The 24,291-nt window shown below is 63.6% G+C and carries 21 protein-coding genes and 1 riboswitch; of the genes, 6 read left to right on the forward strand and 15 right to left on the reverse strand.

The window, feature by feature from the left end; all coding sequences use genetic code 11:
- Positions 1-201: 201 nt before the first annotated feature.
- The 4 genes from QZY67_RS04200 to QZY67_RS04215 all read right to left on the reverse strand — a co-directional run bounded on the left by QZY67_RS04200 (position 202) and on the right by QZY67_RS04215 (position 2,786).
- On the reverse strand, positions 202-777 hold the full coding sequence (locus QZY67_RS04200) for a 5-formyltetrahydrofolate cyclo-ligase (RefSeq protein WP_295368705.1): 576 nt from the start codon (positions 775-777) through the stop codon (positions 202-204).
- Entirely contained in the window at positions 755-1,303 is a 549-nt protein-coding gene (locus QZY67_RS04205) for a DJ-1 family glyoxalase III (protein WP_295368706.1), read from the reverse strand. Before QZY67_RS04205 ends, QZY67_RS04200 begins: the two co-directional genes overlap by 23 nt.
- A 75-nt stretch (positions 1,304-1,378) precedes the next feature.
- Positions 1,379-2,053, reverse strand: a complete 675-nt coding sequence (locus QZY67_RS04210) for a thymidylate kinase (protein WP_295368707.1) — start codon at positions 2,051-2,053, stop codon at positions 1,379-1,381.
- A 10-nt stretch (positions 2,054-2,063) separates the two neighbouring features.
- A complete protein-coding gene (locus QZY67_RS04215) occupies positions 2,064-2,786 on the reverse strand; it encodes a WecB/TagA/CpsF family glycosyltransferase (protein WP_294534295.1) in 723 nt (240 codons plus the stop codon).
- Between the two features lie 220 nt (positions 2,787-3,006).
- Between QZY67_RS04215 and QZY67_RS04220 the strand changes: the two genes are divergently transcribed.
- From QZY67_RS04220 to QZY67_RS04230, 3 genes are all read left to right on the forward strand, one after another.
- Entirely contained in the window at positions 3,007-4,071 is a 1,065-nt protein-coding gene (locus tag QZY67_RS04220) for an ABC transporter substrate-binding protein (RefSeq protein ID WP_295368708.1), read from the forward strand.
- 355 nt (positions 4,072-4,426) lie between these two features.
- On the forward strand, positions 4,427-5,371 hold the full coding sequence (locus tag QZY67_RS04225; RefSeq protein WP_294534290.1) for an ABC transporter permease: 945 nt from the start codon (positions 4,427-4,429) through the stop codon (positions 5,369-5,371).
- On the forward strand, positions 5,364-6,158 hold the full coding sequence (locus QZY67_RS04230; protein WP_295368709.1) for an ABC transporter ATP-binding protein: 795 nt from the start codon (positions 5,364-5,366) through the stop codon (positions 6,156-6,158). The genes QZY67_RS04225 and QZY67_RS04230 overlap by 8 nt, the downstream gene beginning before the upstream one ends.
- A gap of 305 nt (positions 6,159-6,463) precedes the next feature.
- Here QZY67_RS04230 and QZY67_RS04235 read toward each other — a convergent pair whose 3' ends face one another.
- The 7 genes from QZY67_RS04235 to QZY67_RS04265 form a co-directional block, all read right to left on the reverse strand.
- Positions 6,464-8,377 (reverse strand): S41 family peptidase, encoded by a 1,914-nt coding sequence (locus QZY67_RS04235; RefSeq protein WP_295368710.1) that lies wholly within the window; start codon positions 8,375-8,377, stop codon positions 6,464-6,466.
- Positions 8,378-8,722: 345 nt separating this feature from the next.
- Positions 8,723-9,844, reverse strand: coding sequence for a stalk domain-containing protein (locus QZY67_RS04240; protein ID WP_295368711.1), 1,122 nt, complete (start codon positions 9,842-9,844; stop codon positions 8,723-8,725).
- Positions 9,845-9,927: 83 nt separating this feature from the next.
- Positions 9,928-11,526, reverse strand: coding sequence for a hypothetical protein (locus QZY67_RS04245; protein ID WP_295368712.1), 1,599 nt, complete (start codon positions 11,524-11,526; stop codon positions 9,928-9,930).
- Positions 11,519-12,241 carry an ABC transporter ATP-binding protein gene (locus tag QZY67_RS04250; RefSeq protein ID WP_295368713.1) on the reverse strand — a complete coding sequence of 241 codons (723 nt, stop codon included), beginning with the start codon at positions 12,239-12,241 and terminating at the stop codon, positions 11,519-11,521. The genes QZY67_RS04245 and QZY67_RS04250 overlap by 8 nt, the downstream gene beginning before the upstream one ends.
- A 14-nt stretch (positions 12,242-12,255) precedes the next feature.
- Positions 12,256-12,546, reverse strand: a complete 291-nt coding sequence (locus QZY67_RS04255; RefSeq protein WP_295368714.1) for a DUF1648 domain-containing protein — start codon at positions 12,544-12,546, stop codon at positions 12,256-12,258.
- A 4-nt stretch (positions 12,547-12,550) separates the two neighbouring features.
- Entirely contained in the window at positions 12,551-12,865 is a 315-nt protein-coding gene (locus QZY67_RS04260) for a YbjQ family protein (RefSeq protein ID WP_295368715.1), read from the reverse strand.
- The gene (locus QZY67_RS04265; RefSeq protein ID WP_295368716.1) at positions 12,846-13,496 is read right to left on the reverse strand and encodes a MerR family transcriptional regulator; all 651 of its coding nucleotides are present in this window, start codon (positions 13,494-13,496) and stop codon (positions 12,846-12,848) included. Before QZY67_RS04265 ends, QZY67_RS04260 begins: the two co-directional genes overlap by 20 nt.
- Before the next feature lie 403 nt (positions 13,497-13,899).
- Here QZY67_RS04265 and QZY67_RS04270 point away from each other — a divergent pair, with 403 nt between their 5' ends.
- From QZY67_RS04270 to QZY67_RS04280, 3 genes are all read left to right on the forward strand, one after another.
- A complete protein-coding gene (locus QZY67_RS04270) occupies positions 13,900-15,183 on the forward strand; it encodes a glycosyltransferase family 2 protein (protein ID WP_295368717.1) in 1,284 nt (427 codons plus the stop codon).
- Positions 15,184-15,366: 183 nt separating this feature from the next.
- Complete coding sequence (locus QZY67_RS04275) at positions 15,367-15,630, forward strand: metal-sensing transcriptional repressor (protein WP_006571435.1); 264 nt, start codon at positions 15,367-15,369, stop codon at positions 15,628-15,630.
- Between the two features lie 47 nt (positions 15,631-15,677).
- On the forward strand, positions 15,678-18,224 hold the full coding sequence (locus QZY67_RS04280) for a heavy metal translocating P-type ATPase (protein ID WP_295368718.1): 2,547 nt from the start codon (positions 15,678-15,680) through the stop codon (positions 18,222-18,224).
- A gap of 206 nt (positions 18,225-18,430) precedes the next feature.
- Here the strand turns inward: QZY67_RS04280 and QZY67_RS04285 are convergent, their stop codons facing one another.
- The 4 genes from QZY67_RS04285 to QZY67_RS04300 all read right to left on the reverse strand — a co-directional run bounded on the left by QZY67_RS04285 (position 18,431) and on the right by QZY67_RS04300 (position 24,025).
- Entirely contained in the window at positions 18,431-20,005 is a 1,575-nt protein-coding gene (locus tag QZY67_RS04285; RefSeq protein ID WP_295368719.1) for an O-antigen ligase family protein, read from the reverse strand.
- Positions 20,006-20,053: 48 nt separating this feature from the next.
- A complete protein-coding gene (locus QZY67_RS04290) occupies positions 20,054-21,157 on the reverse strand; it encodes a glycosyltransferase family 4 protein (protein WP_295368720.1) in 1,104 nt (367 codons plus the stop codon).
- 114 nt (positions 21,158-21,271) lie between these two features.
- Positions 21,272-22,453, reverse strand: a complete 1,182-nt coding sequence (metK, locus tag QZY67_RS04295; protein WP_295368721.1) for a methionine adenosyltransferase — start codon at positions 22,451-22,453, stop codon at positions 21,272-21,274.
- A 90-nt stretch (positions 22,454-22,543) separates the two neighbouring features.
- Positions 22,544-22,641, reverse strand: a riboswitch (SAM riboswitch).
- Between the two features lie 139 nt (positions 22,642-22,780).
- Complete coding sequence (locus tag QZY67_RS04300; protein ID WP_295368722.1) at positions 22,781-24,025, reverse strand: adenosylhomocysteinase; 1,245 nt, start codon at positions 24,023-24,025, stop codon at positions 22,781-22,783.
- Positions 24,026-24,291: the final 266 nt, after the last annotated feature.

The following is a 24,291-nucleotide window of genomic DNA, read 5'->3' on the forward strand; positions in this document are numbered from 1 at the left end:
AGCGCGAGGGGGCAGCCGCCCGCCTCGCGTGGAATCGAATGCCCCGCAATGCCTTGCCGTGCAAGGCTTGCGGCGAGCGGAGCGAGGACTTTTGCGCCGTTGCGCGGCGCGAAAGTAACGGCATTCCTGAAGGCAGCCGAAAAAGTCCGCGGACTTTTTCGACTGCCTGAGGCGGGCCCTTCAGGGCCCGCTTTTCCCTGTTCACCCCGGGACAGGCTCCCCGTCTGTCACCACCAGATCCACCGGCCGGTCGTGGGCCTCTCTGGGGACGGCCTCCTGGAGCACCGCCCGGCGGCACAGGCCCACGGTGGACCCGGCATACCCGGCCAGGTAACGGTCATAGTATCCCCCGCCCTGGCCCAGCCGATAACCCAGGCGGTCAAAACACAGCCCGGGCACCAGAATCAGATCAATGCTCTCCCGCGCCGCCAGAGGGCAGTCCTCCCCCGGCTCCAGCATGCCGTACCGGTGGCGGATAAGGGCGCTCTCCTCCGTCACCCGGCGGGCCTCCAGGCCGCGGCCGGGCAGGCAGCGGGGCAGCAGAACCTGCTTCCCCCGGTCCAGGAGCGCGGGGATCAGCCGGGCCGTGTCCGGCTCGGTCCCCATGCCGCAGAACAGCAGGACCCGGTCCGCCGCCGCCAATCCGGGCAGGGCCAGAAAGCGGCGGAAGAGAATTCCGTCGCTCTCCGCCCGCTCCTCCGGGGACATGGCGGACAGCCGGGCCCGAACCGCCCGGCGCAGGGCCGCTTTCTCCTCAGTGATGGAAGTGGACGGCATCCCGCACCCGCTCCATGGCCTCGCGGCCGCAGGCCGCCTCCACCAGGCGCAGGCCGAACTCAAAGGCGGAGCCGGCCGCCTCGCCGGTGATGATGCGGCCGTCGGTCACCACCTGGCTGCCCTTCTGCACCACGGCGGAGCCCATCTCTTCCTCCATGCCGGGGTAGCACACCGCCTCCCTGCGGTCCAGACAGCCAATGCGGGCCAGAATGGTGGGCGCGGCGCAGATGGCGCACAGCCAGCAGCCCCGGTCATAGGCCTTCTGGATCAGGGCCAGGGCAAACAGGTTCTTCTGAATGGCCTCCACGCCGCCCAGGCCGCCGGGCAGCACCAGCATCTCCATGTCCTCAGGGTCCCGGACCTGGTCCATGGTGATGTCGGCCTTTACCGTGACGCCGTGGCCGCCTGTGACCTCCGGGCCGTCCAGGCCCACCAGCGCCACCTTGGCGCCGGCCCGGCGGAGCAGGTCCAGGGGGACCAGCGCCTCAGCCTCTTCAAAGCCGTTGCCCAGCAGAATGTAGATCATGTTCATTTCCTCCTGTTTTCCGGGGCTGAGCCGCCCCGACGTATTGACCAGTGGTTTTCCGCTTCCGTCTCCCGGTCAGAGCATGCCCTGACCGGTTATGATATCCCAGAGCTCCCGGTGGATGTCCTCAATGGACCGGACAGCGCCCGCGCTGTCCACACAGGAGACCCTGCGCCAGCCCAGCAGCCCGGCGGCAGCCAGGGCGGTACGGCGGCATTTGGCCAGATACTCCGTATCCACCTCGTGGATGTCCCCCTTTGTATGGGTGGCCTTCTCCCGGGCGCGGAGCATCTCCACCGCCCGCTCGGTGGGCATGTCCAGGTAGATCACCAGATCGGGGACGGGCAGTCCCAGCTTGCCGCACTCAAAGTCAAAGAGCCAGCGGATAAAGCCCTCCCACGCCTCCTCGGGCAGCTTGCAGGTCTGGTGCACCGCGTTGGAGGTGGTATACCGGTCGGACAAAACCAGCCCGCCGTTCTGATAATAGCTGCCCCAGTCCTTTTTCCAGGCGGCGTACCGGTCCACCGCGTAAAAGGTGGACGCGGCGTAGGGGTTCACGTCATCGGGATGGGTGCCGAACTCCCCGTTGAGATACATCCGCAGAAGGGCGGACGAGGGCTCCTGATACTGGGGGAAAATGAGCCGCCGGAAGGGGGTGCCCTCCGCCTCCAGCCGCCGGCACAGCCGGGCAAACTGGGTGGACTTGCCCGACCCGTCGGTCCCCTCAAATACAATCAGCCTGCCGGACATCTGCCCCGCCTCACTTTCCCCGCAGCCGGGCGCCGGCGGCATCCACCAGCACCAGGGGCAGCTTGGCCATGCGGCCGATGCGCTTGGGCTCCTTGAGCAGCCGGTAGAGCCACTCCATGCCCATCTTCTGCCACTTCTCCGGGGCCCGCTCCACCGCGCCGGCGAACACGTCCAGAGAGCCGCCCAGGCCGACCATCAGCCGGGCGCCGGTGGACGGGCCGTACTCGGCCATCCACAGCTCCTGCTTTGGGGCGCCCAGACAGACAAAGACCACATCGGCGTGGGACTCCTGAATGGCCCGGATCACCGGCCGGGGGTCCTGGAAGTAGCCGTCATGGGTGCCGCACACCATCAGGCCGGGGTACTGCTTCTGCAGGTTGGCCGCGGCGGTCTCGGCGATGCCGGGCTTGGCGCCCAGCAGGAACAGCCGCTCCCCGGACCGGGCCATCCTGCCCAGCAGGCCGGAGGCGAAGTCAATGCCGGGCACCTTGCCCTTCAGGGGCCGGCCCAGAATGGACGCCGCCTTCACCACGCCGATGCCGTCGGCCAGCACCAGATCCGCCCCGTTGAGCACGGCGCGGAACTTCTCATTCTTCTTGGCCAGCAGCAGGAACTCCGGGTTGGGGGTCACCGCATAGGAGAACTTCTCCCCGGCGGCCAGCCCGGCCCCCCGCTCAATCGCCTCATCCAGCGTCAGATTGTCAAACCCGACGCCCAGTACATCAATTCTCAATCCAATGCCTCCACATGAGATAGATTCCGTTAGATAATATCACATACATCTGAAAAAGTCCATGAAAAAGCCGTGAACAACCGTCCGCTTTCCAAAAATTAAGGATTGACAATTCCTGCTGCCCTCATTATAATAGACGCAGCCGAAGCCGGAAGGCTTTTTTTTACACCCGGATTCTTTAACACCTAAAAGTGCTAAAGCATTCTCAGAGGAGGATACCATGAAAACACTGTCCAAACTGACCGCGCTTGCCATGGCCGCCGCCATGGCCCTCTCCCTGACCGCCTGCACCGTGGGCGGCGATACGGGGGGACCCACCCAGACTTCCCCCAGCCCCTCTCAGTCCGGCGGAACACAGGGGAACTCCCCCGCTCCCTCCGCCTCCCAGCCTGCGGAGGACGCCTCCTATTTGGTTGGCATCTGCCAGCTGGCCCCCCACGACGCGCTGGACGCCGCCACCCAGGGCTTCAAGGACGCCATCACCGCCGCGCTGGGCGATGCCGTTGCGTTTAAGGAGGGCAACGCCGGCGGCGAGAGCAACAACTGCGCCACCATCATCGACGGCTTCCTGGCCGAGAACGTGGACCTGATTCTGGCCAACGCCACCGCCTCCCTCCAGGCCGCCGCCTCCGCCACGGACACGGTCCCCGTGCTGGGCACCGCTGTCACCAACTACGGCATTGCCCTGGACCTGGACTCTACCGAGGACGGCGTGCTGGGCGGCAACATCTCCGGCACCTCCGACCTGGCCCCCCTGGACCAGCAGGCCGACCTGCTGGAGGAGCTCTTCCCTGCGGCCGACTACCCAAGCGTGGGTCTGCTCTACTGCTCCGCCGAGCCCAACTCCATCTTCCAGGTGGAGACCATCCAGGGCTATCTGGAGGACAAGGGCTACACCTGCGCCCAGTACGCCTTCACCGACGTCAACGACCTGTCCTCCGTCGCCCAGACCGCCTGCGACAGCTCCGACGTCATCTATATCCCCACTGATAACACCGCCGCCAACAACACCGAGACCATCGCCAATGTGGTCATCCCCGCCGGGGTGCCCGTCATTGCCGGCGAGTCGGGCATCTGCTCCGGCTGCGGCGTGGCCACCCTGTCCATCGACTACTATGAGCTGGGCCAGATCACCGGCGAGATGGCTGTGAAGATTCTGACCGGTGAGGAGAGCGTGTCCGATATGGCCATCGCCTACGATACCACCCTCACCAAGATGTACAACGCGGCCAACTGCCAGGCGCTGGGCATCACCCCGCCCGAGGGCTACGAGCCCATCGCCTGAGCCTGCGGCGCACCATGACCGCCCGTCGGCGGGAGCGGAGCATTCCGCTCCCGCTCAGTCTGTTGAAAAACCTCGGTTGAACAGAATTGCCTGTGCCGGGGCGGGGGAGCGCGAGGGGGCAGCGGCCCGCCTCGCGTGGAATCGAATGCCCCGGAAGCCTTGCGCGGCAAGGCTTCCGGAGAGCGGAGCGAGGACTTTTCCGCCGTTGTGCGGCGGAAAAGTAACGGCATTTTGGAAGGCTGCCGAAAAAGTCCAAGGACTTTTTCGACAGCCTGGGCGGGAGCGGAGCATTCCGCTCCCGCTGCTGTGCGCTTCTCCCCACCTGTTTGATTTTTCATTTTTAGGAGGAACCGCGATGGATTTTCTGCTCTCCTTTCTCAACTCCATGCCGGGGGCCCTGGGACAGGGCCTGATATGGGGTGTTATGGCAATCGGTGTGTACATCACATACCGGATTCTGGACGTGGCCGACCTGACGGTGGACGGATCCCTGGCCACCGGCGGCGCCATGTGCGCCCTGGGCATTACCCTGGGCTGGAACCCCTGGGTGGCCCTGGCGGCCGCCATTCTTGCCGGCATGCTGGCCGGCCTGATCACCGGCCTGCTCCACACTCTCTGCGGCATTCCCGCCATTCTCTCCGGCATTCTCACCCAGCTGGCTCTCTACTCCATCAATCTTCGTATCATGGCCGTGGGCTCCGGCCTGACCACCAAGGCCACCCTGTCGGTCAGCGTGGACAAGTATCCCCTGATGCTCTCCTCCCGCTATATCCGGGACCTGTCGGCGGCCAACCCCTTTATCCTCCTGGTTCCCCTGGTGCTCATTGTCATTATGCTGCTCTACTGGTTCTTCGGCACCGAGCTGGGCTCCTCCCTCCGGGCCACCGGCGCCAATCAGAGCATGGCCCGGGCCCAGGGCATCAACACCAGCTGGACCAAGGTGCTGGGCCTGGTGGTGTCCAACGGGTTGGTCGCCTTCTCCGGCGCTCTCCTCTCCCAGTACCAGGGCAGCGCCACCGTGGATATGGGCCGCGGCGCCATTGTCATCGGCCTGGCCGCCGTCATCATCGGCGAGGTGCTGCTGGGCAAGGTATTCCGCAACTTTGCCCTCAAGCTGCTCTCCGCCGTTATCGGCGCCATCATCTACTACATTGTCATTACCCTGGTGCTCCGTCTGGGTCTGGAGACCACCGACCTGAAGCTGCTCACCGCCCTGGTGGTGGCCGTATTCCTCACCATCCCCCACTGGAAGGGCAAGCTCGCCAAGGCCGGCAGAAAGGGAGGCGCAGCCCATGCTTGAGCTTCAGAATATCTATAAGACCTTCAACCCCGGCACCATCAACGAGAAGCGGGCCCTCAACGGCGTGTCCCTCACCCTGAAGGAGGGGGACTTTGTCACGGTCATCGGCGGCAACGGCGCGGGCAAGTCCACCCTGCTCAACGCGGTGGCCGGCGTGTGGCCGGTGGACCGGGGCAGCATCCTCATCGACGGCGTGGATGTGACCCACCTCCCCGAGCACAAGCGGGCCAAATACATTGGCCGTGTGTTCCAGGACCCCATGACCGGCACCGCCGCCACCATGCAGATTGAGGAAAACCTGGCCCTGGCCAAGCGCCGGGGGCACCGGCGCACCCTCCGCCCCGGCATCACCCGCGCGGAGCGGGAGGAGTACCGGGAGCTGCTGAAGATTCTGGACCTGGGTCTGGAGGACCGGCTCACCTCCAAGGTGGGCCTGCTGTCCGGCGGCCAGCGCCAGGCCCTCACCCTGCTGATGGCCAGCCTGGTTAAGCCCAAGCTCCTCCTGCTGGACGAGCACACCGCCGCCCTGGACCCCAAGACCGCCGCCAAGGTGCTCAGCGCCACCGAGCAGATTGTCCGGCGGGACCGCCTGACCACCCTGATGATCACCCACAACATGCGGGACGCCATCGCCCACGGCAACCGGCTGATCATGATGTACGAGGGCCGGGTGGCCCTGGATATCTCCGGCGAGGAGAAAAAGCGCCTCACCGTGGAGGACCTGCTGGCCAAGTTCGGCCAGGCCACCGGCTCCGATGAGGCGGACGACAAGCTGCTGCTCTCCTGACAAATCCGATCATGGCAGAAAAACGTGCCCGCATCCACCAGGATGCGGGCACGTTCAGGCTGTCGAAAAAGTGGCTTCCGCCACTTTTCCGAAGGAGCTTCATGAAATTTTCACCTCGATTTCTGATGAAATTGTCGGCAAAAATTTTATGAGAAGTGTCATTTTCGAGGCACATGTCCCCGAAAATGACGGATTTTCATTTGATTCCGTCATCTGCGGATGACGGAACTCCGCGAGACTTCCTCTTCGGGGAGGTTTTTCGACAGACTGAGGGCGGCGGATATCCGCCGCCCCGCTTTTATCCGTCAGACCGTCAGCAGGCCCACCGTCACAAAGAGGTTGTACACCATGGCGGCAGCCTCCTCCCGGGTGGTGAGGGCCGCGGGGCCGATGTCCTCCAGGGGGGCCCAGAGCAGGGAGAAGGTCTGGCCGAAGATGTTCTTCTGGCTGCCGTTGAGCAGCCACATGGACTCCCTGGACCAGTCTGCCCAGGCCCAGTAGTCCCCCAGGGCGGCGGAGTGCTCGGTTTTGGCCGCCTCATAGAAGTTCATGGAGAGATACTCCGCCAGCCGGCCCATGATAGTGAGGAACTGCTGGTGATCCATGGGGTCGTCGGGGTGGAAGAGGCCGTCGCCGTACCCGCTGATGAGCCCCATGGCGGTGAGGGCGTTGAGGGAGGGGGCATACCAGGCGTCGGCAGGTACGTCGGCAAAGCCGGTGTCCCCCTGTCTGCCGTCGTGGAGGGCCTGGGCCAGCAGGGCGCAGAACTCCGCCCTTGTCAGGGTATCCCCGGGGCGGAAGGTGCCGTCGCCGGAGCCGGAGACAATCCGGTAGGCCGCCAGCTTGCTGATGGCGGCGGCGTAGGGGGAATCGGCGGTATCGCGAAAGGTCCGGGGCGTATAGCCGTCCAGGCCGTATTTCTGCGCCAGACCTTCAGCCGTGACCGCCATCCACCCATCGGCGCCGCCGGTGCCCAGCCACAGGGGCGTCTGAGGCGGAAGCGCCTCCAGCAGAGCGGTAAAGGCCGGCTTTCCGGTCTCAGAGGCGGCGTCATCCAGGTCCACGTACCAGCGCCATTTCAGGTCCACCCGCAGCAGGCCGGAGGTATCCCCGTTGGGAGCGGAGGACGAGAGGAGGCAGGCCACGTCGGCGGTATAGGCGTCATCCACCAGCAGGTCGGGAATGACCCCCACCCGGTCGGCGGTGGTTCCGTTGGGGGAGAAGTAGCGGTAAGCCGTCACCTTCAGCGCGTCACCTTCGGTAAAGCTGCCGGGGTAATTGGTCTCGTCCAGCATAATCTGAGCCACGCCCTTGCCGTAGGTGCGGCTGCCGATGACAATGCCGGCGCTCTGATCCCGGACGATGGAGGCAAAAATCTCGGAGGCGCTGGCGGTGCCCTCATTCACCAGCACGATCACCGGGTCCAGGGTCAGCTCCGCCTCCTCCCGGGGCTCCACGCCGTAACGGCCTGACTTGTCCCGCAGGTAGACCAGATTCCCCGACCCTGCAAACATGCCCGCCGCCTGCGCCGCCGCGCTGACGCTGCCGCCGCCGTTGCTGCGCAGGTCCACAATCCAGCGGTCCGCGGCGGCGTCATTGGCCTGAATCCCCTCCACAAAATGCCCCTCCGTCTCGTCGCCGAAGGTCGTGCAAGAAATATAGCCGATGTGCCCGTCCAGCAGCGAGGTGGTTGTGGCGGGAATGATCAGTTCCTCACGGGTGAGGACATAGTCCCTGCTCTCCCCGTCCCGGACCACGGTGACGGTTACCTGGGTGCCCGGCTCTCCCCGCAGCCGCTCCGCCGCGGCCTGGGCGTTCTGGCCGATCACCGTGACGCCGTCCACAGCGGTGATGATATCCCCCGGCTGGATGCCCGCCTCCCGGGCGGGCATGCCCTCGGTCAGGGTCTCCACCACCATGCCCTGGTCCGTCATGGTGCTGGTTACGCCCACGCCGCCGGTCCGGGTGTCGGACATGGTGGCCAGGAAAGCGGCGTACTCCTGAGCGTCAAAATACTGGGTGTAGGGGTCCCCCAGGGCGGAGAGCATGTCCTCCACCGTGCTCTGGGAGAGCACCTCCTGTGAGACGCTGTCGATGTAATATTTCTGGAGCAGCTCGCCGGCCTGGGCTGTATCCAGGGCCAGCGCCGGGGCGGCAAGCAGCATCAGGGACAGCAGGATGGAGAGGGCGCGGCGCAGCAGCGCCTTGTTCTTTTTCATGGGCGTAGCTCCCTTACTTTACATAATAATGTCATTCTACTACAAAGAACGGGCAGGCTCAAGGGCCTGCCCGCGCTAAGGCTGTCAAAAAAGTTAAAAATTTTTTGACAGCCTTCCAAAATGCCGTTACGTTTGCGCTGCACGGCGGCGCAAACGTCCTCGCTCCGCTCGCCGGAAGCCTTGCAGGGCAAGGCCTCCGGGGCATTCAATCCCACGCGAGGCGGGCGGCTGCCCCCTCGCGCTCCCCCGCCCAGTTCAGACGAGCGATTTTTGTCCGAGGCTTTTTTACATACTGAGCGCGGGCAGGCTCAAGGGCCTGCCCGCGCTTTTTCTCGATTTTTTGCCTTATACTGGCCAGAGCCCCTCCGCCCTCACATTGTGGAGGTTCAGCAGGTCGTCGGCGGGCAGGAAGGACACGCCGTTCCGGGCCGTGAGGGTCCCGGTGAGGGCCGTCCCGCTGCCGCCGTCCCCGGTGTTGGCCCGGTCATTGCCCAAAATCAGGAGATACTCCGTCTTCTCCCCACGCACGGCAATTTTATCGGGCCGGGCGGGATCCCAGAGAACCTGGCATCCCAGCGCCTCGGCAAAGGCCCGGACAGGGACCATCAGGGTCTCGCCCTCCACGTAGGGCTGCTCTGCCGCGGTCAGCTCCACCTCGCCGCCGTTGACGGCCAGCCGTCCCGGCTCCAGCACCGCCCAGGCGGAATAGGGCGAGGGAATAACCATCACCTTGCTGGGCCAGGCCTGGGCCGGGAAGGACTCGGCCACCATGTCGTACCAGGCCAGCAGACCGCAGCCGGGGGTGATGTCGGCCAGAGTGACCGTATCGCCGTCAAAGCCGGGTCCGGCCAGCAGCTCCGTATCGCTCAGGGAGTAGTCCACGTCGTCGCTCATGAGGACGGAGGTGCGCCCCCCCCAGACGTTCACCTGCTCCACGGTGGAGTAGGCGGGCACGCCGTAGTCGGCGGGAATGGCGGCCAGAATCACCGCCGCCGTGGCGATAGGCGGCAGACTGCGGGTCATGGCGGGGCTCACATAGGCGTAGACGTACTCGCCCTCCCGCAGGTCCTCGGCGGCCATGGCGCCGCCGTCCACGGCGTTGAGAATCAGGGTGTCCTCCGCCAGGCTGAGGACAATCTCAGGGTATTCGGCCCACTCGCTGCTGTTGGTCACCAGGATGCGGTCCCCGTCCACGGAGACGGTGCCCTGCACCCGCACCAGGTCGGGCTGGTGCTGCTGGGCGATGGTGTAGACGGGCTCTTCCGGGGGCGCCAGCGGGTCGCCGGTGGGAACGTCCACCGTGGTCTGGGCGGGAGCGCTGACCGCCTCCTCAGCAGGGGGCACAGAGGGCATCACAGCGGAGGACGCATTGCTGTCATCTGCGGCAGCGGAAGTGCAGCCGGACAGACAGAGTACAGCGGCAAGGGACAGAGACAATGCGGCAGAGCAGATCTTCTTTCCTTTCATGGTCAAGCTCCTTCCCGGATGTTTTGCCCTTTAGACGAACTGCCGGTGGAAAAGTTCCCTCTCCACCGGCAGTTTTACGCATTTTACAGGTCCCGGAACCGCTTTACGCCCACAGTGGCCAGCAGCCTCCACAGCGCCAGGTTTAGCAGGGCGCAGATTCCCGCCGCAATGAGCAGGCCGGCGGTCTCACCAAGCCGGGAGAACAGGAAGAAATACCCGAAGCCCAGGGCCGCCAGCAGACCCCAGGCGCCGAACATGACAATCAGCACCGAGGCCGACTGCTTGACCACCACCGTGTCGTTTGGAGCGTCCAGCTTTGGGAGGAACAGGTTGGCCAGCAGGCCCCCCTGGGCCATCACGCCGCTGAAGAGCAGCCCCAGCACCAGGAGCAGCACAGTGGAGCCCACATCCACACCCACGGCCACGGCGGCGCAGATGACCCCCACCAGCAGGCAGGGCAGGGTGACCAGCATCTGCGCCCCGGCCTTGACCAGGAAAATCTCGCCGCAGGAGACGGGCGCCTCCTTGAGAATCCACAGCTGCCTGCCCTCCAGGCTGATGGACGAGGCGGTGATCTCCGTGGTGGAGAGCAGGAAGGCCATGCTGAGGGCCAGAATGGGCACCACAGGCAGCAGGCCCTGGGTGAGGGCCAGGAACTCCCGCACCTGTCCCCGGAACACCAGGCAGGCTACGCCGCTGGCAAGCAGCAGGATAAGGCCGAAGCCGGCGTTGATGAAATAGGCGGGCGTGCCGAAGAAGCGCTTGAGCTCTTTCTTCAAAAGGGCGGCGCGGTGGCCGGAGGCGGACAGCCGCTCCAGCTTGTAGTCGCTGCGGGCCTTGCGGGCGCCCATGCTGGTGACAATCTTCTTGTACCGCCCGGCAAAGAGCCACACCACCAGGAGGAAGGGCACAAGGCACAGCCCCGTTAAAGCCAGCAGGGAGAGCAGATTTCCCTCACAGGCCGCCTGCTCCAGCAGCAGGAAGGGCAGTCCCCAGCCGGTGAATGCGCCCTGAAGCCCGGCGGCATACCGGCTCAGGTCGCCCATGGCAAAGCTGAGCCGCATGATCACGCCCATGAGCAGCAGGAAGAACACCATATAGAGCAGGGTGGACAAAATCCCACGGCGGAGGAACCTGGAGGACACCCAGGAGAGCACAAAGCCAATCAGCAGGGAGAACAGGGTGGGCAGGGCGGAGAGGAGCACCGCGCCGATCATCAGCACCACAAAGAAGCCCGCGCCGCCCGCGCCGCCGAAGACCAGGTAGGCCGCGCCGGCGGGGGCCAGGACAAAAACGGTGAACACCAGGTTCTCCACGTACAGGGCCAGGGTGCGGGAGAGCATGAGCGAGAACGGGGACACGGGCATGGACAGCATCAGGTCGTTGTCCCTGCCGCCGAACACCACGCCCTGGGCGGCAAAGACGGTGAACATCAGCCCAAAGGACACGGCGATCACCGGCATGATGAGGATGATCAGGTTGATCATGCCCATGGGGGCCAGCTGGCTGCCGAAGGTAAAGCTGTACACGCCGGAGATGTAGAGCCCCAGGACGGCCAGCAGGAAGAGGGCGCCGAAGCCGGAGAGCCGCCCGGCCCTGTTCCCCCGCCGCCCGGCGCCAAAGCGCATGGCGTTCAAGGTGGCACGCAGATTGACAGACACCAGAGCCAGGAATTTAGTCACGGTCCTTCTCCCCCTCCAGCTCCAGGAACACGTCCTCCAGGGTGGAATTGCCCACAATGTCCTCGGTGGCGCCCACCTCCACCAGCCTGCCCTGCCGGATGATGCCGATGCGGTCGCACAGCTTCTCCGCCACCTCCAGCACATGGGTGGAGAAGAACACCGCGCCGCCGCTTTCGCACACCTCATGCAGGTAGCCCTTGAGCAGATGGGCGGCCACCGGGTCCAGGCCCACAAAGGGCTCGTCCAGAATGAGCAGCCTGGGCTGGCGGATGAGGGCGGAGATAATGGCCAGCTTCTGCTTCATGCCGTGGGAGTAGCTGCCGATGGGGCTGCCCAGGCTGCCGGTGAGCTCGAAGGCGTCGCTGTACTTCTGAATCCGGTCCTGCCGCTCCCTGCGGGGGATGTCGTACAGGTCGGCGATAAAGTTCAGGTACTGCACGCCGGTGAGAAAGTCGTACAGGTCCGGGTTGTCGGGCAGGAATGCGGTGATTTTCTTGGCCGCCGTGGCGTCCCGCTGTACGTCGTGGCCGCCGATGGAGATGGAGCCCTCGGTAAAGTCCATCACGCCCGCCGCCGCCCGGAGGGTGGTGGTCTTTCCGGCGCCGTTGTGGCCGATAAAACCAAAGATTTCACCCGGTGCAACGTTCAGGTTCAGGTCGTCCACAGCCCGTTTTCCCCCGGGATAGGTCTTGGAAAAGTGTTCAATCTTCAGCACGTCTGCTTCCTCCTTCATTTGGGCCAGTTCATCACAAAGGTTATGGCCGCCAGCACCGGGGAGAGCACCGCCAGGATAAGACCGGCGGTCTTTTTCTCCCCGCTGCGGGTCAGGACCGTGCCCACCGCCCCCACCGCCACAGGCAGGAGCAGGGCGGGCACCTTGGGCATATAGTTCTGGAGCTGGCCCGACGCTCCGATCTGCATGGCCAGGCTGTCCGGCAGCAGAAAGTAGCCCGCAATCCCCAGAATCAGCGCCAGGGCTGTGGCCGCCAGGGCAATCCATGTGGTCTTCTCCAGCTTCATAGTCTTACCCCACGATGCGCACCGCCGTGCCGTACGCCGTCACCTCGGCGGCCCCCTGCATGATGGAGGAGCTGGTGTAGCGGACGTTGATCACCGCGTCGGCCCCCATGGCCTGTGCGTCGTCCACCATGCGCTTGGTGGCAATCTGGCGGGCCTGGGCCAGCAGGTCGGTATAGGCCTCCACCTCGCCTCCCACCAGGTTCTTCATGCCGGACATAAAGTCCTTGCCGAAGCTCTTGGCCTGGACCACGCTGCCCTTTACCAGCCCCAGGGCCTCAATCTTTCTGTTGGGAACGTAGTCAATATTGAGAAGCAGCATCCTCTTCTCCTCCTTTAATCTGTTTGAATCTCTGGACCAGCGCCACCAGGACGCCCACAATGACCGCCGCCGGGATGGCGATGAATGCAATCATCACCGGCAGGGGCGGCGCCTCCGCCGGGTCCAGCGCAAAGGCCCACACCATCAGGGCGATGACGCCCGCCATAAAGGCGATGAAGATCAGCGCCGCGCCCAGCGGCCCCAGGTAGCGGGACATGGTGTCCTTCTTTTTGATGTTCACAAATCGGGTCCCCTCCTGTTCCATCCGCTCCATCTCCGCCAGATAGCGGTCGGCGTCCAGCCCGGAGAGCTGGGCCCCCTCCTCCAGCACCCTGGCGCACAGGGCGTGCATAGTGCCCAGGTTGCTCCGCTCCCGCTCCAGCACAATCATGTGGCGGCGGACGGCGTCCTCCAGGTTCAGGACGCCGTGCTGCATCCGGCGGATCTCCTCCAGGGGCATGTCCAGCTTGCGCAGGAGCTTGATCTTCTTCAGCTCCGTCACGTCGGCCTCGGTATAGTCCCGGTAGCCGTTCTCGCTGTTCCGCCCCGGCGTAAGCAGGCCTTCCTTTTCGTAGTAGCGGATATTCCGCTTGGTAATGCCCACCCGTTCCTCTACCTCATTGATTTTCACTGCCGTTCACCTCCCCGCAGCCTCACCTTACACCTTCCACCAGGTGGAAAGTCAAGATCGCCGGGCAAATTTTTCGCGGTTCGAAGGGATTTCGTATCGCACAGCCTCCTCTGCTCCCGACAGGGCAGAGCAGGGGAACTATTTTCTCTCCGCTTCGTCTTACCATATGCTCTCTTTTCCTTCTGTTTCAGAATTATATTATGGGCCATCTGCTTTTGTTGTCAAGAATGCCTGTGGCTCTGCCGGTTTTAATTTTTCTTTTGGCCATTTCTGCCACACTTTTTTAATTTTTTGTTAATATCTATGAAAAGAACTTGTAACATTTAAAATTTGTGCTAAGATATCGCAAATGGATAAAAGCGCTTGTCTCTGTGCAACCAAAACTATTATCAGGTGAAATGTTATGAATATGATCCAATTGATAGAGCACCTGAATCTCTTTATGGCCGTGCTCTTTACGGTACTCTATTTTTATCAGCTGGTCTATCTGGGCGTGGGCCTGGTGCGCAGGAAGCGCCCGCCCCGCCTGCCGGAAACCTGCAAGTTCCACCGCTACGCTGCGGTGATCTCCGCCCGGAACGAGGAAGGGGTCATAGGAGAGCTGATACAATGTTTGAAACAGCAGAACTACCCCTCCGAACTGCTGGACATCTATGTGGTGGCGGACAACTGCACCGACGATACCGCCGGCGCGGCCCGCGCGGCGGGCGCCATTGTCTATGAGCGCCAGGATAAGCGGCTCAAGGGCAAGGGCTACGCTCTGGACTGGCTTTTCCACCACTTGGCGGCGGAAGAGCGGGACGTGTACGACGCCTATCTCATCTTTGACGCCGACAACCTGGTGGATAAGGAGTTCGTGCGGGAGATGAACCGGGTCTTTGACACCGGAAAGTACGACGCCCTCACCTGCTACCGCAACTCCAAGAATTTTGGCGACAACTGGATTTCCGCCGGATACTCCATCTGGTTCCTGCGGGAGGCCCGCTTCCTCAGTTATCCCCGGATGCTGCTGGGCAGCAACTGCCACGTGTCCGGCACCGGCTTTCTGGTGTCCTCCCGGGTCATCCGGGAGAACGGCGGCTGGCCCTACCACCTGCTCACCGAGGACATCGAGTTCTCCGTCAGCTCGGCGGTCAAGGGCTTCCGCATCGGCTACTGCGACGCCGCCGTGGTCTACGACGAGCAGCCCACCACCTTCCGCCAGTCCTGGGATCAGCGGCTGCGGTGGTCCAAGGGCTTCTACCAGGTGGACAGAAAGTACGCCATCCCCCTGCTGAAGGGCTGCGCCCGTCTGGACAAGACCAGCTGGTCCTGCTACGATATGCTGATGACCGTGGCCCCCGGCATGCTGCTCACCCTGGCTGTTTTCCTCTTCAACGGCATCATCTGCGCCGCCTGCCTAGTGGAGCCCCCCTACATCGCCCGGTATGTCATCTCCCTGTGTCTGGAGTTCATGGGCTCCTCCCTCTTCACCTTCTACATGGGTCTGCTGGTCTACGGCATCGTCACCGTGCTCAGCGAGTGGAAAAATATCAGCGCGCCGGCGGCGAAAAAGGTGCTCTATGTCTTCCTCTTCCCCGTCTTTATGTTTACCTACATCCCCATCTCCCTGGCCGCTCTGGTGCGCCGGGTGGAGTGGAAGCCCATTTACCACTCCAGCAACAAGCAGCTCAGCACCGCCCGTTAATTGCTCCGGGCCGGCACCTGCCGGCCCGGAGTTTTTTGTCCTTCCGTCCACGGCGGAGTGCGCCGCATGGGCGGTTTTTATCTTGCGCCATTTTCCTTCTTGACAAATCCCCACTGTCCGAGTATGATTATATCGCAAGAACACTCCCCCCCAGGGGGGTGTTTAGGAAAGGAGGCGCGCGCCATGATGGCCGATGCAAAAACTGTGACCAGACTGCTGAAAACCGCCCGGGGTCAGCTGGACGGTATCCTGAAAATGGTGGAGGATGACCGCTACTGCATCGACATCTCCCAGCAGATCATGGCCACTGAGGCCATTCTTAACCGGGCCAACAAGGAGATTCTGGCCGCCCACCTGAAGCACTGCGTCCAGGAGGCCGCCAGCGACGAGGAGCGGGCCGCCAAAATCGACGAGTTCACCCAGACCCTGGGCCGGATTCTCAAGTAATCCCCCTATCCCCCCATCTCGCTGTGTTTGAAAGTGTGGTGTTCCCTTTGAAACAGAAATTTGACGTTACTGGCATGACCTGCTCGGCTTGCTCCGCTCATGTTGACAAGGCGGTGCGCAAGGTGGACGGCGTCACGGAGGTCAACGTAAACCTGCTGTCCAACTCCATGACCGTGGAGTATGACCCGGCCAAGACCTCCCCCCAGGCCATTGAGGAAGCGGTGGCCGCCGCCGGATACGGCGCCTCCTGCCCCCTGCCCGCCGGTAAGCAGGCCCCCGCTGTGCAGCAGGGGCCCTCTCCCATGGAGGCGGAGCTGAAGCACATGAAGCGACGTCTCATCGTGTCCTTTGTCTTCCTCATCCCCCTGTTCTACATCGCCATGGGCCACATGATGGGCTGGCCTCTGCCTGAGTTCTTCCACGGCACGGAAAACGCCATGGTCTTTGCCCTGGTACAGTTCCTGCTGCTGCTGCCCATCCTGTACGTCAACGACAAATACTACAAGGTGGGCTTCAAGACGCTCTTCAAAGGCGCGCCCAACATGGACTCCCTTATCGCCATGGGTTCCGCCGCCGCCCTCATCTACGGCGTGGCCGCCCTGTTCGCCATTGGCTGGGGTCTGGGCCACGGGGATACGGCTCTGGTGGACAAGTGGTCCATGGACCTGTACTTCGAGTCGGCGGGCATGATCCTCACCCTCATCACCCTGGGCAAGTACCTGGAGACCCGCTCCAAGGGCAAGACCAGCCAGGCCATCACCCGTCTGATGGACCTGGCCCCCAAGACTGCCTCCGTCCTGCGGGACGGGGTGGAGACCGAGGTGCCGGTGGATGAGGTGGCGGTGGGCGACCTGATTGTGGTGCGGCCCGGCGGGCGCATCCCGGTGGACGGGGTCATCACCGACGGCTTCTCCGCTGTGGACGAGTCCGCCCTCACCGGCGAGAGCCTGCCGGTGGACAAGGGCCCCGGGGACAAGGTGGCCGCCGCGTCCATCAACAAGTCCGGCTCCTTCACCTTCAAGGCCCTCCGGGTGGGCGAGGACACCACCCTGGCCCAGATGATCCGTCTGGTGGACGAGGCCGCCTCCTCCAAGGCCCCCATCGCCAAGCTGGCCGACAAGGTGGCGGGCGTCTTTGTCCCCGCCGTCATCGGCATCGCCCTGGTGACCGCCGTCGTCTGGCTCATCGCCACCGGCGGCAGCATCACCTCCGCCCTCACCGCCGGCGTGGCCGTGCTGGTCATCTCCTGCCCCTGCGCCCTGGGCCTGGCCACCCCGGTGGCCATCATGGTGGGCACCGGCAAGGGCGCGGAAAACGGCATCCTCATCAAGTCCGCCGAGGCCCTGGAGACCCTTCACACCATCGACACCGTGGTGCTGGACAAGACGGGCACCCTCACCAGCGGCAAGCCGGTGGTCACCGACTGCCTCACCGCCGCCGGCGTCACGGAGGAGGAGCTGCTGTGCGTGGCCGCCTCCCTGGAGCAGCCCTCGGAACACCCCCTGGCCCAGGCCATTGTGGCCGAGGCGGGGGAGCGAAACATCCCCCTTGTGCGCGTGGAGGGCTTCCAGGCCGTCCACGGACGGGGCGTCACCGCCCGGCTCCACGGCGCCCCCGTGCTGGCGGGCAACCGGGCCATGATGGAGGAGGCGGGGGTGGACCTGTCCTGCTTTGAGGGCCCCGCCGGGGCTCTGGCCGAGCAGGGCAAGACCCCCCTCTACTTTGCCGAAAGCGGCAGTCTGCTGGGCGTGGTGGCGGTGGCCGACACCGCCAAGCCCACCAGCGCCGCCGCCGTGGCGGGCTTCAAGGCCCTGGGCATCCGGGTTGTCATGCTCACCGGCGACAACCGCCGCACCGCCCAGGCGGTGGGGCAGGCACTGGGCGTGGACGGGATTGTCTCCGAGGTGCTGCCCCAGGACAAGGAAAAGACCGTGTCCGCCCTCCAGGCCCAGGGCCGCAAGGTGGCCATGGTGGGCGACGGCATCAACGACGCCCCCGCCCTGGCCCGGGCGGATGTGGGCATGGCCATCGGCGCGGGCACCGACGTGGCCATCGAGTCGGCGGACATCGTGCTGATGAAGAGCGATCTGATGGACGCGGTGGACGCGGTGCGGCTGTCCAAGGCCACCATCCGCAACATCAAGGAGAACCTGTTCTGGGCCTTCTTCTACAATATCATCTGCATCCCCATTGCCGCCGGTGTGCTGGTGCTCTTCGGCGGCCCTCAGCTCAACCCCATGTTCGCCGCCGCGGCCATGAGCCTCAGCTCGGTGTGCGTGGTGACCAACGCCCTGCGGCTCAAGTTCTTCAAGCCCACCCCCCGGGACACCGCTGTCCCTCAGCATACGCAGTCCAAAGAAACCACTGAGAAAGGAACGATTACCATGGAAAAGAAGCTCGGAATTGAAGGCATGATGTGCAATCACTGCAAGGCCCACGTGGAGAAGGCCCTCTCCGCCCTGGACGGGGTCACCTCCGCCGCAGCCGACGTGGAGGGCAAGTGCGCCGTGGTCACCCTGTCCCATGACGTGACGGATGAGGCGCTGAAAAAGGCCGTGGAGGACGCGGGCTATCAGGTCACCTCTGTGTCCTGACCTCCGGCTCATAAAAAATTCCCCGGGAGCTCCCGGGGAATTTTTTATGGGCTGTCGAAAAAGTGGCTTCCACCACTTTTTCGAGGGAGTTTCCATTTGATTCCGTCATCTGCGGATGACGGAACTCTGCGAGGCTTCCCCTTCCGGGAGGTTTTTGACAGACAAAAGCCCGGGCCCCAGGCCCGGGCTTTTCACATATGATGGAATTATGCCTCCGCGCTCTGTTTGGCGCGGGCCAGCTTGACGCAGGCGGCAATGACGCCGAAGAGGAAGAAGTAGACGAACATATTGCGGGGGTAGAACCAGGTGTACTCCGCCACGCTGATGACCGAGATGCCGAAGAAGGCGCCCACGGCGGCGGAGAGGATGTTCTTGATCCGGCGGTCCGTGCAGGTATAGTAGGTCTTGACGCCCACCTTCAGCTGGTGGAGCACCATGGCCACATAGGTCAGAGCGCCGAAGAAGCCCAGCTCGCCCCACATCTGGAGGTAGTTGTTGTGGGTGTGGATGGGGTAGTTGCCGTCGTACATGGTGGGGTACACCTTGAACACCTGGCGCATCACGTCGGTGCCCAGGCCCACGCCCCGCAGGCCGTAGTCCTCGATGAGGTAGGCGGTGTTCCCATAAATGGCAAAGCGGTACCGGAGAGAGCTGTCCTTCATATTGCCGATGGTGAGGATGCGGTTCATGATGCTCTCGGGCAGGAAGGGCAGTGCGGCAAGACCCAGCACGATAAAGAGGGGCAGGAAGCGCCAGTTTTGGAGTATCAGGAACACAGCCATAACAAGAACCATGGCAATCCATCCGGTCCGGAAGTAGGTCATGCCGATAGCCACCACACAGGGCACCAATGCTGCCAGAGCCAGCACTCTCCCCCGCCATCCCCTGGCGTTGAGGAACAGGGCCAGCAGGAAGGGCATGAGCATAATCAGAATTTCACCGAAGTTATTGGGGTTGTCGAAGAAGGAGTAGACCCGGCCGGGCATGCCCGCGTTGAGGACCAGGTCCTGCTGGGAGGCCACCACCTCCACGCCGATATAGCCCTGGTAGCAGCCGTAGAGGGCCGACACGGTCAGGCCGCACAGGGAGATGACCAGCATCAGCTGGAGCTGCTCCACCTTCTGCACCGCGCTCACGGTCAGCAGGGTAATGAGGAAGGCGATGGCATGGAACACGAAAAAGCGCCAGGACAGGCTGCCGGTGACGCCGCTGACCAGGCCGGAGGAGAGGTCTGTGCCCAGGCTGCACAGGAAGCCGTAGCACACAAAGGCCATGAACAGGGTGTAGTAGGGACCCAGCTTGTCCAGGTCCAGCCGGTGCCTGGGCCGGGCCATGCAGCCGGCCAGGAAGAGCATCATCACGCCGTACATGCACAGCAGGGTGTAGGCATTGTTCCAGTTGGCGTGGTCCACCACCAGCATGAGCAGCATGGACAATCCCAGGAACACAAAGGTGGCCCCGCCCAGGGCGGAGGCGATGCGGAAGGCAATGCTGGCGTCCCACACATTCTTCCAGATTCTGTACAGCCACTGGACAATCATGCAGGGGATATTGAGGATAAAGGTGACAACCCGGCAGGTCAGGCTCTCCGGCCAGCCGCCGGGTATGCGGCCGTCCCGCCAGACAAACTGCCAGAGGACGCTGCCCTCCACGCCGTGGCGGACGGCAATCTCGATCCGCCGGAGGATTTTCCCGGGCACGCTCTCCGCCCAGCCGTCACTCAGGACGGTCCACAGGGCGATAAAAAAGCGGACCAGGGCACTGTTTTGTGCGACAGACATAGACATAGGCTCCAATCTTGTGGAAAAATTGTAACTGAGCGGCGGGTTTTAGCCCTTGGCCGCCTTTTCGTAGATACGGAAGGTGGCCTCCGCCATCTTGTGGACCTCGAAGCGGTCGTCCACCGCCTTGAGGGCGTTGGAACGGCAGCGCTCCAGCAGCTCCGGCTCCTCCATCATCCGCTTGAGGGCGCCCGCCATGGACTCGGGGTTGTCATACTCCGCCAGCAGGCCGCAGTTGGTCTGGTCGTTGACAATGTCCGGGTTGCCGGCAATGTCGGTGACCACCACGGGCAGTCCGGCGGCCATGGCCTCGATGATGAGGAAGGACAGGGCCTCGTGCCGGGAGGAGTTGACATACAGGTCGCTGGCCTTATACAGGTTCTTGATGTCCTTGCGGAAGCCGATGAACTTCACGCAGTCGTCCAGCCCAAGCTCCCTGGCCTGGGCCTTCCGCTCCTCCAGCAGGGGGCCGTCTCCCGCCAGCACCAGAGTGAAGGGCACGTCGGAGATCTCCCTGAGCCGCTTCACCGACTCCAGCAGGTAGTGGTGGCCCTTGTCGTCGGCAAAGCGGGAGGCGCACAGCATGACGAACCGGTCGGCCGGGATGCCCAGCTCCTGCCGCAGGGTGGACTCGCTCCGGTCCCCGGCCCAGGCGGCGGGATCCACCGCGTTGAAGATGACGGAAATCCGGTCGCCGCTCCAGCCGTTGCGGATGAGCTGCTGCTTGCCCAGGTTGCACACGGCGATCATCTGGTCCTGCCGCCTGTCCATCCACTTGTTGGACAGGCGCGTAATGGCGTTGTTGGCCAGCACAAAGTGGTTGGTGTACACCACCCGGATGTGCTTGTTGTACCGCTTGGCCAGCAGGGCGGTGTAGTGCTCCCGCAGGTAGTGGCAGTGGATTACGTCGATGTTCCACTCCCGGCACAGGTCGGCCAGGCGCCTGGCCGCCTTGAAGTCAAAGCGGCTGTTCATGTCGATTTGCCGGATGGGGACGCCCGCCTCCTCCATCCGCTCCACCAGCAATCCCCCCTGGTTGTAGGCGAAAAAGGCCCGGATATGCTTATGGTTGAGGTACTTCACCAGGGTCTCCACATACCGCTCCGTCCCGGCCTTGCCGGCAAAGTTGAGGAGATAGAGGACATTCAGCACGTCAATCGGCCTCCTGCATTCAGCATAAGATATGGGCAGACACACCGTGTCTGCCCATATAGTTTACCGTAAACTTCTGCCTTTGTCTACGCTTTTCTTCCCGTTCCGGGGGTTTTACAGCGCGGCCTTCAGGGCCTCGGTCATGTCGGTGCGCTCCCAGGGCAGCTCCACGTCGGTGCGGCCGAAGTGGCCGTAGGCCGCGGTCTGGCGGTAGATGGGGCGGCGCAGGTCCAGCTTGCGGATGATGGCGGTGGGCCGCAGGTCAAAGACCTTGCTGACGGCGGCGGACAGGGCCTCATCGGAGACCGTACCGGTGCCGAAGGTGTCGATGAGGACGGACACGGGGCGGGCCACGCCGATGGCGTAGGCCAGCTCAATCTGGCACTTTCTAGCCAGACCGGCGGCCACGATGTTCTTGGCCACGTAGCGGGCCATGTAGGCCGCGGAGCGGTCCACCTTGGTGGGGTCCTTGCCGGAGAAGGCGCCGCCGCCGTGGGGGGCGCTGCCGCCGTAGGTGTCCACGATGATCTTGCGGCCGGTGAGGCCGGAGTCGCCCTGGGGGCCGCCCACCACGAAGCGGCCGGTGGGGTTGACGTAGTACTTGGTGTTCTCGTCCAGCAGCCCGGCGGGGATGGTGGGCTTGATAACCAGCTCCACCATGTCCCTGCGGATCTGCTCCAGAGTGGCCTCGGGGCTGTGCTGGGTGGAGATGACCACGGTGTCCACCCGGACGGGCTGGCCGTTCTCGTCGTACTCCACGGTGACCTGGCTCTTGCCGTCGGGCCGCAGGTAGTCCACCAGGCCCTGCTTGCGGACCTGGGCAAGCCGGTAGGAGAGCTTGTGGGCCAGGGAGATGGCCAGGGGCATCAGCTCGGGGGTCTCGTCGCAGGCGTAGCCGAACATCATGCCCTGGTCGCCGGCGCCGTTCTCCAGCTCGGCGTCGGCGCCGCCCTCCTTGGCCTCCAGGGACTTGTCCACGCCCATGGCGATGTCGGGGGACTGCTCGTCGATGGAGGTGAGGACGGCGCAGGTGTCGCAGTCAAAGCCGAATTTGGCCCGGTCGTAGCCGATCTCCCGGATGACCTCCCGGGCGATGTGGGGGATGTCCACATAGCAGTGGGTGGAGATCTCGCCCATCACATGGACCAGGCCGGTGGTGACGGTTGTCTCACAGGCCACCCGGGCCTGGGGGTCCTTCTCCAGGATGGCGTCCAGCACCGCGTCGGAGATCTGGTCGCAGATTTTATCGGGGTGTCCCTCGGTGACGGACTCGGAGGTAAAGAAACGGTGTGCCATAAGTACATTCTTCCTTTCTGTGTTTGCGCGGGGATGGTCTGGAACGAAAAAGCGCTCCGCCGGCCGGCGGAGCGCATGGAGTCAGTTCCATCCTCATCTTTCGATTCTCTCGCCGGATTTGGCACCTTGCGCAATGCGCAGGTTGCCGGGCTTCATCGGGCCGTTCCCTCCACCGCTCTTGATAAGGCGTATTCACTTTTGCGTAGAGTATTTTATCAGATTTTTTCCCTTTGTCAACAGTTTTCTTGGGTTCAGGTTCACAGTCTCCCTAAATTGTCCCGCCAAAGAGCGTCCCGCCGCCGGAAAACCGGCGACGGGACACAATACTCAGGCCTTCCAGCCGTTGAGATACTCTACCTGATCGGGGGTCAGGGTGTCGATGGACAGACCCAGGGCGGCCAGCTTCACCCGGCCGATCTGGTCGTCAATCTCGTCGGGCACGTTGTAGACCTTCTTCTCCAGGCCGTCCCGATGCTTTGCCAGCCACTCCAGCGCCAGGGCCTGGACGGCGAAGGACATGTCCATAATCTCGGCGGGATGGCCGTTGCCGGCGGCCAGGTTCACCAGGCGGCCCTCGCCGATGACGTTGAGCACCCGCCCGTCGGGCAGGGTGAAGCCCTCGATGTTGTCCCGGCGCAGCTCCCGCTTCACCGCCATCCCGGCCAGGCCCGCCACGTCCACCTCGCAGTCGAAGTGGCCGGCGTTGGTGAGCAGTGCGTTGTGCTTCATAACGGCGAAGTGGGCGGGGGTGATCACGTCCCTGCAACCGGTGACGGTGACGAACACGTCGCCGATTTTGGCGGCCTCGTCCATCTTCATCACCCGGAAGCCCTGCATGGTGGCGTCCAGGGCCTTGAAGGGGTCCACCTCGCAGACCACCACGTCGGCGCCCATGCCCGCGGCCCGCATGGCCACGCCCTTGCCGCACCAGCCGTACCCGGCCACCACCACGGTCTTGCCCGCCACAATGAGGTTGGTGGTGTGCATGATGGCGTCCCACACGGACTGGCCGGTGCCGTACTTGTTGTCATAGTAGTGCTTGGCCTTGGCGTCGTTGACCGCCATCATGGGGCAGGGCAGGATGCCCTCCCGCTCCCGGGCCCGCAGGCGCAGGATGCCGGTGGTGGTCTCCTCGCAGCCGCCGATGAGGTTCTCCGCCAGATCGGAGCGCCTGCCGCCCAGCAGGTGAACCAGGTCGCCGCCGTCGTCCACAATCAGGTGGGGCTTGTGGGAGAGGGCCTGGACCAGATGGTCCTCGTACTCCTCCGCCGTGGCGCCGTGGACGCCGAAGGTCTCCACCCCCAGGCTGGCAAGGCCGGCGGCCACGTCGTCCTGGGTGGAGAGGGGGTTGGAGCCGGTGAGCCGCACCTCAGCGCCGCCCCTGGCCAGCACCAGGCCCAGATTGGCGGTTTTAGCCTCCAGGTGGACGGATACGGTCACCCGCAGCCCGGCAAAGGGCTTTTCCCGCTCAAAACGGGCCTCAATTCCGCTGAGGGCGGGCATAAAGTCCCGCACCCACTGGATTTTCCTGCGGCCGGACTCGGCCAGGGACATATCTCTTACCACGCTCATGGCGTATGCCTCCTCAAGGTATGTTTTGTCGGTTTTTTCAGTTTAACATACTTTTCCGCTCCGTGGAAGAATGTTCACAGATTTTTTATCGTCCGCTTTCTGCGGACGATAAAAAATGTCCATATGGCGCGCTCTGCCGCGCCATGGACTTGAAATCACAGCCCACGGCCATACCGTGGCCGTATGGGCGTAAAAAAATAGCGCTCTGCGCTATTTTTTTATTTACTTTACGAAAAAAAGCGGGTAGAATGATGCACAGCATAATT

Source organism: uncultured Pseudoflavonifractor sp., from assembly GCA_904419835.1.
Lineage (GTDB): Bacteria > Bacillota > Clostridia > Oscillospirales > Oscillospiraceae > Pseudoflavonifractor.

What these genes read in the sequence shown, in the direction of transcription:
- QZY67_RS04275 (WP_006571435.1), top strand. Translation starts at nt 15,367, where the DNA reads ATGATGGCCGATGCAAAAACTGTGACCAGACTGCTGAAAACCGCCCGG.
- QZY67_RS04300 (WP_295368722.1), bottom strand. Translation starts at nt 24,025, where the DNA reads ATGAGCGTGGTAAGAGATATGTCCCTGGCCGAGTCCGGCCGCAGGAAA.
- QZY67_RS04235 (WP_295368710.1), bottom strand. Translation starts at nt 8,377, where the DNA reads ATGAAAAAGAACAAGGCGCTGCTGCGCCGCGCCCTCTCCATCCTGCTG.
- QZY67_RS04260 (WP_295368715.1), bottom strand. Translation starts at nt 12,865, where the DNA reads ATGCTGCTTCTCAATATTGACTACGTTCCCAACAGAAAGATTGAGGCC.
- QZY67_RS04220 (WP_295368708.1), top strand. Translation starts at nt 3,007, where the DNA reads ATGAAAACACTGTCCAAACTGACCGCGCTTGCCATGGCCGCCGCCATG.
- QZY67_RS04205 (WP_295368706.1), bottom strand. Translation starts at nt 1,303, where the DNA reads ATGATCTACATTCTGCTGGGCAACGGCTTTGAAGAGGCTGAGGCGCTG.
- QZY67_RS04225 (WP_294534290.1), top strand. Translation starts at nt 4,427, where the DNA reads ATGGATTTTCTGCTCTCCTTTCTCAACTCCATGCCGGGGGCCCTGGGA.
- QZY67_RS04270 (WP_295368717.1), top strand. Translation starts at nt 13,900, where the DNA reads ATGAATATGATCCAATTGATAGAGCACCTGAATCTCTTTATGGCCGTG.
- QZY67_RS04200 (WP_295368705.1), bottom strand. Translation starts at nt 777, where the DNA reads ATGCCGTCCACTTCCATCACTGAGGAGAAAGCGGCCCTGCGCCGGGCG.
- QZY67_RS04230 (WP_295368709.1), top strand. Translation starts at nt 5,364, where the DNA reads ATGCTTGAGCTTCAGAATATCTATAAGACCTTCAACCCCGGCACCATC.
- QZY67_RS04210 (WP_295368707.1), bottom strand. Translation starts at nt 2,053, where the DNA reads ATGTCCGGCAGGCTGATTGTATTTGAGGGGACCGACGGGTCGGGCAAG.
- metK (WP_295368721.1), bottom strand. Translation starts at nt 22,453, where the DNA reads ATGGCACACCGTTTCTTTACCTCCGAGTCCGTCACCGAGGGACACCCC.
- QZY67_RS04240 (WP_295368711.1), bottom strand. Translation starts at nt 9,844, where the DNA reads ATGAAAGGAAAGAAGATCTGCTCTGCCGCATTGTCTCTGTCCCTTGCC.
- QZY67_RS04285 (WP_295368719.1), bottom strand. Translation starts at nt 20,005, where the DNA reads ATGTCTGTCGCACAAAACAGTGCCCTGGTCCGCTTTTTTATCGCCCTG.
- QZY67_RS04255 (WP_295368714.1), bottom strand. Translation starts at nt 12,546, where the DNA reads ATGAAGCTGGAGAAGACCACATGGATTGCCCTGGCGGCCACAGCCCTG.